This window comes from Neisseria dentiae (assembly GCF_014055005.1).
In the GTDB taxonomy this organism is placed as follows: Bacteria; Pseudomonadota; Gammaproteobacteria; order Burkholderiales; family Neisseriaceae; genus Neisseria; species Neisseria dentiae.
This window is the reverse complement of sequence record NZ_CP059570.1, coordinates 2669405-2684281: the sequence shown is the minus strand read 5'-3', so window position 1 is coordinate 2684281 and position 14877 is coordinate 2669405. Positions and strand designations below refer to the sequence as shown.

At 54.9% G+C, this 14877-nt stretch carries 15 protein-coding genes; 3 read left to right on the top strand and 12 right to left on the bottom strand.

The window, feature by feature from the left end:
• Positions 1-52: 52 nt before the first annotated feature.
• The 4 genes from grxC to pyrB form a co-directional block, all read right to left on the bottom strand.
• Positions 53-313, bottom strand: coding sequence for a glutaredoxin 3 (grxC, locus tag H3L92_RS12555; RefSeq protein ID WP_085365338.1), 261 nt, complete (start codon positions 311-313; stop codon positions 53-55).
• Between the two features lie 170 nt (positions 314-483).
• A complete protein-coding gene (gene cysE, locus H3L92_RS12550; RefSeq protein WP_085365337.1) occupies positions 484-1287 on the bottom strand; it encodes a serine O-acetyltransferase in 804 nt (267 codons plus the stop codon).
• Between the two features lie 230 nt (positions 1288-1517).
• Positions 1518-1976: an aspartate carbamoyltransferase regulatory subunit gene (gene pyrI / locus H3L92_RS12545; RefSeq protein WP_085365336.1), complete on the bottom strand. Its 459-nt coding sequence runs from the start codon at positions 1974-1976 to the stop codon at positions 1518-1520.
• Between the two features lie 10 nt (positions 1977-1986).
• Complete coding sequence (gene pyrB / locus H3L92_RS12540; protein WP_085365335.1) at positions 1987-2907, bottom strand: aspartate carbamoyltransferase; 921 nt, start codon at positions 2905-2907, stop codon at positions 1987-1989.
• Between the two features lie 41 nt (positions 2908-2948).
• On the opposite strand from pyrB, the gene H3L92_RS12535 reads away from it, so the two are divergent.
• The gene (locus H3L92_RS12535; protein ID WP_085365334.1) at positions 2949-3260 is read left to right on the top strand and encodes a hypothetical protein; all 312 of its coding nucleotides are present in this window, start codon (positions 2949-2951) and stop codon (positions 3258-3260) included.
• 131 nt (positions 3261-3391) lie between these two features.
• Here the strand turns inward: H3L92_RS12535 and rpsJ are convergent, their stop codons facing one another.
• The 7 genes from rpsJ to nrdG all read right to left on the bottom strand — a co-directional run bounded on the left by rpsJ (position 3392) and on the right by nrdG (position 10680).
• The gene (gene rpsJ, locus H3L92_RS12530) at positions 3392-3703 is read right to left on the bottom strand and encodes a 30S ribosomal protein S10 (RefSeq protein WP_002642322.1); all 312 of its coding nucleotides are present in this window, start codon (positions 3701-3703) and stop codon (positions 3392-3394) included.
• Between the two features lie 17 nt (positions 3704-3720).
• Complete coding sequence (tuf, locus tag H3L92_RS12525) at positions 3721-4905, bottom strand: elongation factor Tu (RefSeq protein ID WP_115336235.1); 1185 nt, start codon at positions 4903-4905, stop codon at positions 3721-3723.
• Between the two features lie 80 nt (positions 4906-4985).
• Positions 4986-7091 (bottom strand): elongation factor G, encoded by a 2106-nt coding sequence (fusA, locus tag H3L92_RS12520; RefSeq protein WP_085367119.1) that lies wholly within the window; start codon positions 7089-7091, stop codon positions 4986-4988.
• 18 nt (positions 7092-7109) lie between these two features.
• Positions 7110-7580, bottom strand: a complete 471-nt coding sequence (gene rpsG, locus H3L92_RS12515; RefSeq protein ID WP_085367118.1) for a 30S ribosomal protein S7 — start codon at positions 7578-7580, stop codon at positions 7110-7112.
• A 124-nt stretch (positions 7581-7704) separates the two neighbouring features.
• Complete coding sequence (gene rpsL / locus H3L92_RS12510) at positions 7705-8076, bottom strand: 30S ribosomal protein S12 (RefSeq protein ID WP_002218431.1); 372 nt, start codon at positions 8074-8076, stop codon at positions 7705-7707.
• A gap of 349 nt (positions 8077-8425) precedes the next feature.
• The gene (gene nrdD / locus H3L92_RS12505) at positions 8426-10207 is read right to left on the bottom strand and encodes an anaerobic ribonucleoside-triphosphate reductase (RefSeq protein ID WP_085367117.1); all 1782 of its coding nucleotides are present in this window, start codon (positions 10205-10207) and stop codon (positions 8426-8428) included.
• On the bottom strand, positions 10204-10680 hold the full coding sequence (gene nrdG / locus H3L92_RS12500) for an anaerobic ribonucleoside-triphosphate reductase activating protein (RefSeq protein ID WP_085367116.1): 477 nt from the start codon (positions 10678-10680) through the stop codon (positions 10204-10206). The genes nrdD and nrdG overlap by 4 nt, the downstream gene beginning before the upstream one ends.
• A 362-nt stretch (positions 10681-11042) precedes the next feature.
• Between nrdG and H3L92_RS12495 the strand changes: the two genes are divergently transcribed.
• Together H3L92_RS12495 and H3L92_RS12490 are read left to right on the top strand one after the other, a co-directional pair.
• Positions 11043-12845 (top strand): DUF294 nucleotidyltransferase-like domain-containing protein, encoded by a 1803-nt coding sequence (locus H3L92_RS12495; RefSeq protein WP_085367115.1) that lies wholly within the window; start codon positions 11043-11045, stop codon positions 12843-12845.
• A gap of 14 nt (positions 12846-12859) precedes the next feature.
• A complete protein-coding gene (locus H3L92_RS12490; RefSeq protein ID WP_085367114.1) occupies positions 12860-13468 on the top strand; it encodes a 3'-5' exonuclease in 609 nt (202 codons plus the stop codon).
• Positions 13469-13730: 262 nt separating this feature from the next.
• On the opposite strand, the gene gluQRS is transcribed toward H3L92_RS12490, so the two are convergent.
• A complete protein-coding gene (gene gluQRS / locus H3L92_RS12485) occupies positions 13731-14648 on the bottom strand; it encodes a tRNA glutamyl-Q(34) synthetase GluQRS (protein WP_115336257.1) in 918 nt (305 codons plus the stop codon).
• Positions 14649-14877 lie beyond the last annotated feature (229 nt).

The following is a 14877-nucleotide window of genomic DNA, read 5'->3' as shown; positions in this document are numbered from 1 at the left end:
TTTTCTTTCTGTTCGTTTAAAGGATAACAATGCTGCCGGTGCAGCGGAAATTTTATTCGCCTGCCAAAAGGCTTTCCAGCCCGCCTTTCTGATGCAGGGCGTATAAATCGGTAAAGCCGCCCACATGGGTTTGGCCGATAAAAATCTGCGGCACGCTGCGCTGGCCGGTGCGTTGCTGCATTTCGGTGTAGTCGGCGGGGTTTTGGTCGACGCGGATTTCGGTAATATTGTCCACGCCCAGCGATTTGAAAAACTGCTTGGCCATGGTGCAATAGGGGCAGGATGGGCCTGTGTACATGGTGATAGGTTGCATGGTGTTCCTCTCTAATACGCTTGATGCGTATCGTGTGATGCGGGCGTGTTCCGGCACTATATGGGCGGGGCTGTATTTTTACAAGACAGGGTTGATAAATAATGCCGCCCCTTGCGGATATGCCGGCAGGCCGTCTGAACCGTTTCAGACGGCCTGCCGAACCGATAAAATCAAATCATAAAGCCTATGCTCTGATCCATTTCTACGGCGGGGTTGTGCGCCACCTTGCCGGTTGGTTTGGCGGGCACGCCCACAACGGTGGTGTGCGGCTGCACATCGGCCACTACCACGCTGCCGGCACCGATTTTGGCATTCTCGCCGATGCGGATGTTGCCGAGCACCGAGGCGTTGGCGCCTATCATCACGCCGTCGCCCACTTTCGGGTGGCGGTCGCCGCTTTCTTTGCCCGAGCCGCCCAACGTTACGCCGTGCAGAATCGAGATGTTGTTACCGAGAACGGCGGTTTCGCCCACAACGAAACCTGTGGCGTGGTCGAGCATCAGGCCGCTGCCGAAACGGGCGGCGGGGTGGATATCGACGCCGAACACTTCAGACGAGCGGTTTTGCAGAAAATACGCCAAGGTTTTGCGGCCGTTGATGTAGAGCCAGTGGTTGATTCGGTGCGCCTGAATCGCATGGAAGCCTTTGAAATACAAGAGCGGCAGCGAATATTCGTCGCAAGCGGGGTCGCGCTCGTAGCAAGCCAGCAAGTCGAGTTTGACGGCTTCGATGATGGCCAGATCGCTGCTCAGTGCCTGCACATACATTTCAAACAATGCGCGCGCGTCCATAATCGCGCTGGAAAGTTTGCTGGAAAGATGGTAGGCCAAAACCGAATCGATTGTGGCATGGCGCAAAACGGTTTGGTGCAGAAAGCTGGCCAACAGCGGTTCGGCTGCCACGGCTTCTTCGGTTTCTTCGCGGATAGCCTGCCAAACATCGAAATCGGGGGTGTTGAGATGATCTTTTTTCATGGTGAAGGCCGTCTGAAAGAGTGGGTTGAACCGGCGTTATATTATAAGTTTGGCGGTGTTGGCAAGCTTATAGTGAATTCACGCACTTCCACTGCGGATTGCTGTGCCCTGCCGTATTCCGGCCAATCAATCTCAGAAAAACCATACGCTATACCCGATCTTGGCTCGAATATCTTGAGTTTCGGCAACATGAGCTGCTCGAACCAAGCCCGGGTATGGCGAAACCGTTGCTAAGCCTCGGTAACAAACTCGCGCGAATAGGTTTTTTCGCAATAATGGCACTTCAGTTTGGTTTGGCTGCCTTTGGTTTTCACATAAAAACGGCTCTTCACCGGCTCGCCGTGGCTGGCGCAGTTGGGATTGGGGCAGCGGAACACTTCACTGATGGTTTCGGGCAGGCTCAGGTGGCGTTTTTCAACCACTTGAAAGTCTTCAATCACATTAACGGTGGCTTCGGGCGCAAACAAAGCCAGGCGGTTGGCGGCTTTTTCATCAAGATGCACGCCGGAAATTTTAATAATGTCTTTGCTGCCGTGGCTTTTGCTGGGCAGGTTGAAGCCCACGGTAACGGCATTGCCGGGGTGCAGCAGCTTGAATTGGCGCAGAATCGCCAGCCCTTTGCCGGCAGGGATGTGGTCGATAACGGTGCCGCTTTGAATGGCCTCGACGCTGTATTGCTTCTTGTTCATTATGCGCTCCTTACACTTCTTCGTTCAAAATCAACGATAAAATCGCCATGCGGGCATACACGCCGTTGGTGGCCTGCTCGAAATAATAGGCATACGGGGTGGCATCGACATCGGGGTGGATTTCGTCCACCCGCGGCAAAGGGTGCAGGATGCGCAGATTGCTTTTGGCACCGGCCAGCATAGACGCGTCCAAATTAAATTTGCCTTGGATTTTGGCAAATTCCTGCTCGTCGAAACGCTCGCGCTGCACGCGGGTCATATAAAGAATGTCTGCCCACTCCACCGCCGCTTCGAGCGACGGCAGAATCTGGTAGCGGCAGCCGGCTTCGTCCAACTCTTCGGTGATGTAGTCGGGCATGGCCAGGCTCGGCGGCGACACGAAAGCGAATTCGCACCCCCAGCGCTTGAGCGCCTGCGCCAGCGAATGCACGGTGCGGCCGTATTTCAAATCACCCTCCATCGCGATTTTCAAATTGTTCAGACGGCCTTGCGTTTCGTAAATCGTTACCAAATCCAGCAGGGTTTGGCTGGGGTGTTGGTTGGTGCCGTCTCCCGCATTAATCACCGGCACATCCGAAAACTCGGCCAGCACGCGCGCGGCGCCGTCTTTGGGGTGGCGCTGGATAATCGCATCGGTGTAGCTGGAAATGATGCGGGCGGTGTCGGCCAGCGTTTCACCTTTTTTCGCGCTGGTATTGGCACCGTCGGCAAAACCGATCACCTTGCCGCCCAAACGCTGCACGGCGGTTTCAAACGACAGCCGCGTTCTCGTCGAAGGCTCGAAAAAACAAGAGCCTATCAACTTGCCTGCCAGCAAATCGCTGCGCGGCTCGGCCTTGAGCTTGAGCGCGGTATGCAGCAGCAACTCAAGCTGCGGCGTGCTCAAATCGGAGATGGAAATCACATTTTGACGGTAAAGCAGATTAGGCATGACATTTCCTTTTTCCATAAAAAAGCCCGTGGATACGGGCATTGTCGGAAAACGGCAAAACCGCTGCGGCGGGCAGCACGGCTGAAAAGGCGGCATGGGCAAACGGAAAACATGGCGGCTTTGCGGTCGGTAAACTTTGGCCGATTATCGCACAAACCGAAGGCCGTCTGAAAGCATTGTTTCAGACGGCCTCAACAGCATTTGCGGTTTCTCAAATTTCTATGGTTAATCAACTGAAGAAAAAAGTATGCACATCATTATCGGGCTTGAGCCGAGTATCTCACTTTCTTAAAAAATTTCTGAAAACCAAAAAGATGGATACTCGGCTCAAGCCCGAGTATGACGATGGTTGAATATTTCAGACGGCTTCAAGGTATTTTTGCAAAGGTCTCGGCCTAAACAAATTTTAAAAATGCCTCAGGCCGTCTAAAAAAACCCCGCAAAGCCAAGCCTTGCGGGGTTTTGTTCAGATTGACAACCTGAATTACTGCACTTTGATTTCTACGTCCACACCTGCGGGCAGGTCGAGTTTCATCAAAGCATCGGTCGTTTTGTCGGTCCAGTCCACGATGTCCATCAGGCGCAGGTGGGTGCGGATTTCCAATTGCTCGCGTGAAGTTTTGTTCACGTGCGGCGAACGCAGAATGTTGAAACGCTCGATTTTGGTCGGCAGCGGAATCGGGCCTTTAACAACGGCACCGGTACGCTTGGCGGTTTCAACGATTTCTTGGGCCGAACGGTCGATCAGGCTGTAATCATACGCTTTCAGGCGGATACGGATTTTTTGGTTTGCCATTTATCAATATCCTTAAATTAAGCGATGATAGAAGATACCACGCCTGCACCTACGGTGCGGCCGCCTTCGCGAATCGCAAAACGCAAACCGTCTTCCATGGCGATCGGCGCAATCAGTTCTACGGTGATGGTTACGTTTTCACCCGGCATTACCATTTCTACGCCCTCTTCCAAAGTTACCGCGCCGGTAACGTCGGTGGTGCGGAAGTAGAATTGCGGACGGTAGTTTGCGAAGAACGGAGTGTGGCGGCCGCCCTCTTCTTTGCTCAACACATACACTTCTGCTTTGAACTTGGTGTGCGGGGTGATGGAACCGGGCTTGGCCAATACTTGGCCGCGCTCTACTTCTTCACGTTTGGTGCCGCGCAGCAGTACGCCTACGTTGTCGCCGGCTTGGCCTTGATCCAGCAGCTTGCGGAACATTTCCACACCGGTACAGGTGGTTTTTTGGGTGGCTTTCAGACCGACGATTTCGATCTCGTCACCTACGTTGATGATACCGCGCTCTACACGGCCGGTTACCACGGTGCCGCGGCCGGAAATTGAGAATACGTCTTCAATCGGCAGCAGGAAGGGTTTGTCTACGGCACGCTCGGGCGTGGGGATGTAGCTGTCCAAAGCGGCGGCCAGTTCGAAGATTTTTTCTTTGTAAGCGGCATCGCCTTCCAAGGCGCGCAGGGCGGAACCTTGTACGATCGGGCAGTCGTCGCCGGGGAAGTCGTAGCTTGACAGCAGGTCGCGGATTTCCATTTCAACCAGCTCCAGCAGCTCGGCATCGTCAACCATGTCGCATTTGTTCATGAATACGATGATGTAGGGTACGCCTACCTGACGGGCCAGCAGGATGTGTTCGCGGGTTTGCGGCATAGGGCCGTCGGCAGCGGATACCACCAGAATCGCGCCGTCCATTTGGGCGGCACCGGTAATCATGTTTTTAACGTAGTCGGCGTGGCCCGGGCAGTCTACGTGGGCGTAGTGGCGGCCTTCGGTTTCGTATTCTACGTGTGAGGTGTTAATGGTGATGCCGCGGGCTTTTTCTTCCGGGGCATTGTCGATTTGGTCGTAGCCTTTAGCCTGACCGCCGAATTTTTCGGCCAGAATGGTGGTCAGTGCGGCAGTCAAAGTGGTTTTACCATGGTCAACGTGACCGATGGTGCCAACGTTTACGTGCGGTTTGCTCCGCTCGAATTTCTCTTTAGCCATGAGCTAATTCCTTTATATAAAGAACGATTAAAGAACAGGGATGCGGCCGTCTGAAATTTCAGACGGCCTGTTTCAACAGTTTAGCCTTTGCGGGCTTCTGTAACTTGTGCGGCAACGTGTGCGGGAGCTTCTGCGTATTTCTTGAACTCCATCGAGTAGGTTGCACGGCCTTGGGTGGCGGAACGCAGGTCGGTCGAGTAACCGAACATTTCTGCCAGCGGCACTTCGGCGCGGACTTTCTTGCCGCCGATGCCGTCGTCGTCCATACCCAAAACGATACCGCGGCGGCGGTTCAGGTCGCCCATCACGTCGCCCATGTAGTCTTCGGGAGTTTCCACTTCAACGGCCATAATCGGCTCCAGCAACACCGGAGAGGCTTTTTTCATACCTTCTTTGAAGGCCATGGAAGCGGCCAATTCAAAGGCGATTTGAGAAGAGTCCACATCGTGGTAAGAACCGAAAATCAGGCGGATGCGCACGTCAACCACGGGGTAGCCGGCAACGATACCGTTGGGCAGGGTGTCGCGGATACCTTTGTCGACAGAGGGGATGAATTCGCGCGGAATCACGCCGCCTTTGATCTCGTCGATAAATTCGTAGCCTGCGCCGCCGGGTTCCAGCGGTTCCATTTTAATCACAACGTGACCGTATTGGCCTTTACCGCCGGATTGTTTAACGTGTTTGGCTTCGGATTCCACTTCTTTGCGGATGGTTTCGCGGTAGGCCACTTGCGGTGCGCCTACGTTGGCTTCCACGCCGAATTCGCGTTTCATGCGGTCGACGATGATTTCCAAGTGCAATTCGCCCATACCGGAAATAATGGTTTGGCCGGATTCTTCGTCGGTGCGTACGCGGAAAGACGGGTCTTCTTTAGCCAAGCGGTTCAGCGCGATACCCATTTTCTCTTGGTCGGCTTTGGTTTTCGGCTCGACGGCAACGTGAATCACCGGCTCGGGGAATTCCATGCGTTCCAAGATAATCGGCGCATCTTCGGCACACAGGGTTTCGCCGGTGGTTACGTCTTTCAAACCGATGGCGGCGGCGATGTCGCCTGCGCGCACTTCTTCGATTTCGGTACGGTCGGCGGCGGTCATCTGTACCAAACGGCCGATACGCTCGCGGGTGCCTTTAACCGAGTTGATAACGGTGTCGCCTGATTTCACCACGCCTGAATACACGCGGATGAAAGTCAGCTGGCCGACGTATTTGTCGTTCAGCATTTTGAACGCCAATGCCGAGAATTTGGCATCGTCGCTTGCCTGGCGGCTGTCGGGTTCTTCGTTGTTCGGGTTGATGCCTTGCACCGGGGGAATGTCGGTCGGCGCGGGCAGGAACTCTACCACGGCGTCGAGCATACGTTGCACGCCTTTGTTTTTGAAGGCAGAGCCGCACAACATCGGCTGGATTTCGCCGGCCAGGGTGCGGTCGCGCAATGCGGCCACGATTTCGGCTTCGGTCAGCTCTTCGCCACCCAAGTATTTGTCCATCAGCTCTTCGCTGGCTTCGGCCGCGGCTTCAATCATGTTTTGACGCCATTCTTCGGCGGTGGCAACCAAATCTGCGGGAATGTCGCCGTATTCGAATGTGGTGCCTTTGTCGGCCTCGTTCCAAATGATGGCTTTCATTTTCAGCAGGTCAACCACGCCCTCGAAGCCGTCTTCGGCACCCACGGGGATAACGATGGGAACGGGGTTGGCGCGCAGGCGGGTGCGCATTTGCTCGACCACGCGGAAGAAGTTGGCGCCTTGGCGGTCCATTTTGTTTACAAAGGCCAAACGCGGCACTTTGTATTTATTGGCTTGGCGCCATACAGTTTCCGACTGGGGCTGTACGCCGCCTACCGCGCAGTAAACCATCACCGCACCGTCGAGTACGCGCATGGAGCGCTCTACCTCTACGGTAAAGTCAACGTGTCCCGGGGTGTCGATGATGTTGAAGCGGTGCTCGGGGAACTGGCCGCCCATACCTTTCCAGTAGGAAGTTACAGCGGCGGAAGTAATGGTAATACCGCGTTCTTGCTCTTGTTCCATGTAGTCGGTGGTGGCGGCACCGTCGTGTACTTCGCCCAGTTTGTGGGTCAGGCCGGTATAGAACAGGATGCGCTCGGTAGTGGTGGTTTTACCCGCGTCGATGTGGGCGGAAATACCGATATTGCGATAAAGGTTAATCGGGGTTTTGCGAGCCATTTTATTCGCCTTTCAAAATTAGAAACGGAAGTGTGAGAAGGCTTTGTTGGCTTCGGCCATGCGGTGTACTTCTTCACGTTTTTTCATGGCGCCGCCGCGGCCTTCGGCTGCGTCGATCAATTCGCCTGCCAGGCGCAGGTCCATGGATTTTTCACCGCGTTTGCGGGCGGCGTCGCGCACCCAGCGCATTGCCAGAGCCAAGCGGCGTGAAGGGCGAACCTCAACAGGAACTTGGTAGTTGGCACCGCCGACACGGCGGCTTTTCACTTCTACAACGGGTTTGGCGTTGGCAATGGCTTCGTTGAACACTTCGATTGCTGCTTTGCCGGTTTTTTTCTCGATTTGCTCGAGGGCGCCATAAACGATGCGCTCGGCAACGGATTTTTTACCGTCAATCATCAATACGTTCATGAATTTGGTCAACTCGACGCTGCCGAATTTCGGATCGGGCAATACGTCGCGCTTGGGGACTTCTCTACGTCTTGGCATTTTAATTCCTTAAATATCTATTCAGTCGGGGCAATCCCATGAATGCCTATCTGAAGCATTCACTTACTCGGCCGCGCCTCTCTTTTTTCAGGCGGCAAGACCGACGTGCCATGGTGTTATCGGATTATTTGGGGCGTTTGGCGCCGTATTTGGAGCGTGCCTGTTTACGGTCTTTAACGCCTGCGGTATCCAGGGAACCGCGAACGGTGTGGTAGCGTACACCCGGCAAGTCTTTTACACGGCCGCCGCGGATCAGCACCACGCTGTGCTCTTGCAGGTTGTGGCCTTCGCCGCCGATGTATGAAATCACTTCGAAACCGTTGGTCAGGCGGACTTTGCATACTTTACGCAATGCAGAGTTCGGTTTTTTCGGGGTGGTGGTGTACACACGGGTGCATACGCCGCGTTTTTGCGGGCACGCTTCCAGTGCGGGCACTTTGTTTACGTACACGGGCTTTTGACGGCCTTTGCGTACCAATTGGTTGATAGTTGGCATATTTTCTCGTCCTGTTGAGTGAAATACTTGCCGGCACCATGCCGACAAGAGCGGAATTATAGTTTCGGTGCAAACACTTAGTCAAGCCGTGGGCTAAAAAAGTGTTTGGTTTGCGGTATTTGGCGGGGTTTTGCCCACAGTTTGAGGCCGTCTGAAATCCTTTCTTTCAGACGGCCTGATACCTTTTCTGAGACCTTTGCAAAATTCATTTAGGCCGTCTGAAACATCCGATTATCGTCATTCCCGCGCAGCGGACTTGCGAAGCTAATGACGGAATTTAAGTATTTCAGACGGCCTGAAGGGTATTTTTGCAAAGGTCTCTTTCTGTTTCTTTTCTATTTCCGCTGCCTCAGGCGGCGCGGCGGTGGTAATGCCTGAGCGCGTGTTCTTTGCGGCGGCCGCTGCTGAAGGCGGACACACGCTTGAGGTAACCGATGACGCGGGTGCCGTGGTCGATATGGTGCGAGCCGCAGGTGCTGCACTGGTGCAGGGTGCGTTTGTCGATATGGCCGCAGTCGTTGCAGATGGTGATGCGCACATTGACGCAGAAATAGTTGCAGCCGGTTTGGGCGGCGATGTCGAGCAGCGAGCGGTAGCCGGCCTGCGGCAGGGCTTCGTCTAAATTCAGGTGCAAGGCGGAGCCGCCGTCGAGCCATTCGGTAAGCTCGCGGCCGTGCAGCAGGAATTTGTCGAGCGCGTTGGTTGCTTCGTCTTCCACGATATAGAAATAGGAGTTGTAGCAGTCGCGGGCAACTTTGTAGCCGTCGGCCTTGTCCCATTTGGCGTTTTTCACGCCGAGGTTTTCGGCGGGCACGAATTCGGTGTTGAACTTCACGCCGTATTGTTTCGATGCGGCCTGGTTTGCCTGATAGATGGTTTTCAGACGGCCTTGTACGAAGTTGACGTAGTCTTCGTTGTAACCCACGGCAATCCCCTGCGATTCGGCGGCTTCGGCCATGCCGTTGATGCCGATGGTGAGAAACTGTTTGTCGAGCGTGATAAAGCCTGCGTCGTACACGGGCAGCATGCCGGCGGCCTGGTATTCTTCCATCAGTTTGCGGTAGGCGTATTGGTAGCGGTGGATTTTGCCCACCTCTTCCGCCAAGTCGCGCCCGTCTTGCTCCAAACGGTTCATATTGATGGTGATCACGTTAATCGAACCGGTGGCCACGCCGCCCGCGCCGAGGGTGTAGGAAAAGGTGTGGTCTTCGATTTGGTTGCGCAGGCGGCAGCATGAGGCGAGCGAATCGGGGTTGTCGGAAAGGTAAACGAAAAACGAATTGCCATCGGCCAGCTCCTGCGCCATTTGATCGGCAAACACGGTGTCTTTGCACTTGCCGTTTACGGTGAGCATGGCGGCGGTTACCACGGGGAAAGTCAGCACGGCTTTGCTGCGCTCACGGTTGAACCATTTCAGGAAAAACAATTGCAAAGCGGCCACGCTCTCCCACTCGGGCTTGCTGAAATCGGGGAACACGAAATCGGCGAACATGGCTTCGAAATAATGGCGGTCGTATACCGAAATATTCCAAAACACGCTCTGATATCCGCGCGCGGCGGCGGGCTGGTTGATGCTGTACACCACCTGCTGCATATGGTTGGCGATTTCCGCCGCGTGTGTTTGCAGGTAATCGCGGCCGTAGTCTTTGCGGGCGAAATAGTCGAAATAAGTTAAAAACTCCACCGTGGCCACCGCGCCGGCGAATTGCGCGCTGATGGCAAACACCAAATTGATAAACGAGCCGCAAAACGATGCCAGATGCTTGGGCGCTTTCGATTCGCCGCCGAGCTTGGCCAAGCCGTCGAGCAAAAACGGATACAGCGTAACCGACACGCAATAGGGCTTGAGGCTGGTTTCATCGTGCACATAAATCTCGTGCGCCTCGATTTGGCGGATATATTCATCGGCATCGGCCTTGCCGAAGATTTCTTCGATTTTGCGGGAAACCTGCGCGCGGTTGACCTGCACGAAAAAATCTTTCATCAGCTCGGCTTCCATCGTGGCGATGTTTTTTTGGGTAACGTTGGCATTGGCGTCCATTTTCGAACCGTCGGCCGCGTTTTGCGCCGAAATATAGCCGTTCATAAACGCCAGCTTGCCGTTCAGCTGCTCGGGGGTGAGCCGTATCATGCGTTTGCTCCTCTGAATAAGTGGGTTAGATTTTCACCCGAATGGATACGGATAAAGCGTTGGTTGGTGGCCGCGCTGTCCAACCCGCCCAATTCCGGCCGCCAACGGCCGGTTTTCAAAAACGTGAGATACGGCAGCAGGCCGTCTGAAAGCTCTTCGCGCTCCAAACCGGTGTATAAGCAGCTTTTCAAACCCGCCTCCTGCACCACTTCCAACATACGGCGCAGCGCATCGGGCAGCCATTCGCCGCCCATAAACAGCACGCAGGTAATCAACCCGCGATAGCGTTTCAGACGGCCTTTCAAATAATCTTCGGTCAGCTCCGAACCGGCGGCCGCACGCCAGGCATCGGTACTGTGGCAGCCTTCGCAGCGCAACGGGCAGCCCGAACACAAAAACGCCAGCGACACCTCGCCCGGCACTTCCTGCCACACGATTTGCTCGGCGGTGAATCTGAGCGTTTGCCTATCCATTTAAAACACCATATATAGTATTAAAAAAATATAAAACTACTAGATATGGTATTTTATGGATTTTCAGACGGCCTTCATTGAGATGAATCAAATTACGCCGTGCAACATGGCAAAAAGCAAACAGGCCGAGACCTTTGCAAAATTCATTTAGGCCGTCTGAAATATTCAACCATCGTCATTCCCGCGTAGGCGGGAATGACGAGGCACAAACCTTTTCAGGGTTGAATTGTTTTTTTGCAAAGGTCTCAGGCCGTCTGAAACATTGCAAACCGCAACCCCGCAAACCGCCCTGCCCCAACTTTTGCAAAACATGGCATAATCGTTTGAACAACAACACAAAACCTGCAAAGGAAGAAACCGCCATGGAACGTTTCGATTTCAACTACGCCCCTTTCAATTATTTGAGCAACCCCGAGCGGGTGATGCTGCAAAAAGCGGTGGACATCGCCTTTTTCCACAACGGCGAAAGCATCATCCGCCCCGAAGAGCCGATTGAGTTTCTTTATGTGGTGATGAAGGGACTGGTGAAGGAAATCGGTGCCGACGGCGACGTGGTGTCGCTCTACCACCCGCGCGACACGTTTGAGGCGCGCGGGCTGATTGAGGGGGTGAGCCACCATCAGTTTGTGGTGGAGGAAGAAGCGCTGGTTTACACCATTCCCAAAGACGTGGTTTTGAAGATTATCGAAAGCAACCCGCGTTTCGGCGCGTATTGCTACGCCAGCGTGGCCGACAAATTTGCCAGCCTTTCCAACAGCAAAAACGAGAGCGAGTTTGAGAGCCTGTTTACCGCCAGAGTGCGCGATGCCTACCGCGACAACCCCACCTGGCTCGAAGGCGGCGATTCGGTTTTCCGTGCGGCGGAGGTGTTGAAAGAGCGTAAAACCAAATCGGCGCTGGTGCGGCACGAAGGCAGAATCGGGGTGTTTACCGAATCGGCGTTCCGCGACATTGTGATTGCGGGCGCGCATTCAAGCGATGCCATACACAACTGGGCGGCGTTCAACCTGATTTCCATCGATATTGATGATTTCGTGTTTAACGCGCTGTTGCGCATGACCACGTTTAAAATCCAGCGTGTGGTGGTAACGGAAAACGGCCAACCCATCGGCACGCTCGAGCAGATAGACGTTTTGGCCTATTTTTCGAACCACAGCCATTTGGTCGCCCAACGTTTGGAGCGCGCCAAAACCATAGACGAGCTGGTGGACATTGCCGGCCAGATGACCGATTCCATCCGCCTGCTGCGCAACAACGGCGTGCGTGCGCCGCAACTGGCGCAGCTGATGCAGGTGCTCAACAGCAGCCTGTTTGAAAAAGCCTGGCGCATTCTCGCGCCCGCCGATTTATACGACAACTCCTGCCTGATTGTGATGGGTTCGGAAGGGCGTGGCGAGCAGATTCTGAAAACCGACCAAGACAACGCGCTGATTCTGCGCGAAAGCGTCAACCCCGAAGAAGCCGCCGAAGTAGCGGAGCAGTTTTCGGCCACACTGGCGCGCCTGGGCTATCCGCCCTGCCCCGGCAAGATTATGGTAAACAACCCCGCATGGCGGAAAACCCTGCCCGAATTCAAAAAAATGGTGAGCGGCTGGTGCCATGCGCCCGACGGCGAGGCGATGATGAATCTGGCGATTTTTATCGACGCCAAAGCGGTGGCGGGCGATGTTGCCATGCTGGCCGAAGTGAAAGAGCATCTGCAAAAACGCATGATCAACGATGCCGGCATGCTGATGGCGTTCGCCCGCGCCGTGGATCAGTTTGAAAGCCAGAGCAGGGGCTTTTTCTCGCAGCTCATCAACCGCGGCGGCAGCGAGAAAATGGATATCAAAAAAATGGGGCAGTTTCCCGTGGTGCACGGCATCCGCGCCTTAAGTTTGGAGGCGCGCATCGAAGAAACCAACACCTTCGAGCGCATCCGCCATCTGGTGCAGCTCAACGTTATCGACGAGGCGCTCGGGCAGGATGTGGCCGAAGCCCTGAGCTATATTATGGATTTGCGCTTCAGCGCCAACCTGCATATTCTCGAAAGCGGCTCGGGCACGCCGAACCAGGTGGATTTCGCCAACCTTTCCACGCTGGAGCGCGACCTGCTCAAAGACGCCCTGCAAGTGGTGAAACGCTTTAAAAACGTGATCCGCCACCATTTCCACATCACTTCGTAAGCGGGAGGCGAGCCATGTTTGAACGTTTTTTACGCAACCGCGAACGCAAAAAACTCACCGACCCGCATTATGGTTTTCTGTTTGAAGAACAGCCCGGCGAATGGGTGAGTTTCGACTGCGAAACCACCAGCCTCGATGTGAAAGAAGCCGAAATTTTATCAATCGGCGCGGTGAAAATACGCGGCAACCGCGTGCTGGCAAGCGAATCGTTTTATGTGCTGGTGAAACCCGAAAACCCGATGAAAGCCGCCAACATCACCGTGCACGGCTTGCGCCCCACCGATCTTTCAGACGGCATCCCCGTGGAAGAAGCCGTTAGGCAACTGCTCGAATTTATCGGCGGGCGCGAACTGGTGGGCTACTATCTCGAATACGACGTGGCGATGATCAACAAATTCATGAAGCCCATGCTCGGCATCAAGCTGCCCAACAAGCAAACCGACGTGTCGTCGCTGTTCCACCGCTGGCAGAGCAAGCAAAACGCCCACGACAGTTATGTGGATTTGCGCATGGACAGTATGTTTAAAAAACTCAGGCTGCCCGACCTGCCCCGCCACAACGCGCTGAACGATTCGATTAACGTGGCGCTGATGTATCTGCTGCTGAAACAACGGTTGAAATAGGGAAAGGCCGTCTGAAAGATTTGTTTTCAGACGGCCTTTGGTTTTGATGCAGTAAACAGATAAGCCACTATGGCCAACCAACTTTAAGAAAAGTACATACGTCATACTCGGGCTTGACCCGAAGTATCTTGAGTTTCAGAAAAATTTGGGATACTCGGGTCAAGCCCGAGTATGACGGAACTGTTGCTGAAGTGGTTTAACTATACCCCTTTTCCGTGCACACCGCCGCCAGAATGGCCGCTTTTTTGGCCGTATTTCAAGTTTAACTATACCCCTCTTCCGTACACACCGCCGCCTTGCCCACTTTCGCCATATCCCAATGTTTCACCGCCCAAGCCAATAATTCAGACGGCCTGTCGGTTGCGGGGGCGGGGGGCAGGTTCAGATAGCCCATCACCTGCCGCAGCAGTTGTTCGCGCTGTGCCAAATCCAGCGCGGGAGCGAGGGTTTGTTTCGACCATTTCTGGCCGTGGCGGTTGACCAACAGCGGCAGGTGGGCGTAGTGCGGGGTGGGGAAGCCCAAACAGCGTTGCAGCCAAATCTGGCGCGGGGTGGAAACCAGCAAATCCTGCCCGCGCACGATGTGGGTGATGCCTTGGTCGGCATCGTCGGCCACCACGGCCAGTTGGTAGGCCCAGAAGCCGTCGGCGCGCAACAGCACGAAGTCGCCGATGTCACGGGCGAGGTTTTGGGCATAGCGGCCGATCACGGCATCGTGAAAAGCAATGGTTTCATCGGGTACGCGTAGCCGCCAAGCGGGCTGTTTCACCGAATCTTGTTCAGACGGCCTGTAATCCGCCCGACCGCATTTGCCGTTATACACAAAGCCGTCGGCGCCCATGACGGCGGCGGCCTGCCATTCTTTGCGGCTGCAATAGCAGGGATACACCAGCCCCGCCGCTTTCAGACGGCCTAAGGCTTCGCGGTAAAGCGCGTGGCGGTGGCTCTGATACACGACTTCGCCGTCCCATTCGAAACCGAAGGCTTCGAGCGTGCGCAGGATATGGCTTGCCGCGCCTGCCGTTTCGCGCGGCGGGTCGAGGTCTTCCATGCGCACCAGCCAGCGGCCGCCGTGTGCTTTGGCGTCGGCATAAGATGCCACGGCGGTGAGCAGCGAGCCGATGTGCAGCAGGCCGGTGGGGCTGGGGGCGAAACGCCCGATGTAGGCGGGGGTGTGCATGGCGGGTTGGGGGGGAATGCTACGGACAGGGATGGTTAGAAAAGTCAAAAAATATCATAAAAAAGCGAATGATGTTAGGCAGGTGTTTTCAGACGGCCTGAAGGCAGTTTTTTGCAAAGGTCTCGGCCTGAGATTAACACTTGCTTTATACCCGGGTTTGCCCCGGGTATCTTTGTGTTTCAAAAACAGCGGCAGATACCAGGGCCAAGCCCGGGTATGGCGGGAAACC

Bases quoted from the DNA above. Each gene is read 5' to 3' on its own strand.
- grxC (WP_085365338.1), bottom strand. From the start codon at position 313: ATGCAACCTATCACCATGTACACAGGCCCATCCTGCCCCTATTGCACC.
- cysE (WP_085365337.1), bottom strand. From the start codon at position 1,287: ATGAAAAAAGATCATCTCAACACCCCCGATTTCGATGTTTGGCAGGCT.
- pyrI (WP_085365336.1), bottom strand. From the start codon at position 1,976: ATGAACAAGAAGCAATACAGCGTCGAGGCCATTCAAAGCGGCACCGTT.
- pyrB (WP_085365335.1), bottom strand. From the start codon at position 2,907: ATGCCTAATCTGCTTTACCGTCAAAATGTGATTTCCATCTCCGATTTG.
- rpsJ (WP_002642322.1), bottom strand. From the start codon at position 3,703: ATGGCAAACCAAAAAATCCGTATCCGCCTGAAAGCGTATGATTACAGC.
- tuf (WP_115336235.1), bottom strand. From the start codon at position 4,905: ATGGCTAAAGAGAAATTCGAGCGGAGCAAACCGCACGTAAACGTTGGC.
- fusA (WP_085367119.1), bottom strand. From the start codon at position 7,091: ATGGCTCGCAAAACCCCGATTAACCTTTATCGCAATATCGGTATTTCC.
- rpsG (WP_085367118.1), bottom strand. From the start codon at position 7,580: ATGCCAAGACGTAGAGAAGTCCCCAAGCGCGACGTATTGCCCGATCCG.
- rpsL (WP_002218431.1), bottom strand. From the start codon at position 8,076: ATGCCAACTATCAACCAATTGGTACGCAAAGGCCGTCAAAAGCCCGTG.
- nrdD (WP_085367117.1), bottom strand. From the start codon at position 10,207: ATGATACGGCTCACCCCCGAGCAGCTGAACGGCAAGCTGGCGTTTATG.
- nrdG (WP_085367116.1), bottom strand. From the start codon at position 10,680: ATGGATAGGCAAACGCTCAGATTCACCGCCGAGCAAATCGTGTGGCAG.
- H3L92_RS12495 (WP_085367115.1), top strand. From the start codon at position 11,043: ATGGAACGTTTCGATTTCAACTACGCCCCTTTCAATTATTTGAGCAAC.
- H3L92_RS12490 (WP_085367114.1), top strand. From the start codon at position 12,860: ATGTTTGAACGTTTTTTACGCAACCGCGAACGCAAAAAACTCACCGAC.
- gluQRS (WP_115336257.1), bottom strand. From the start codon at position 14,648: ATGCACACCCCCGCCTACATCGGGCGTTTCGCCCCCAGCCCCACCGGC.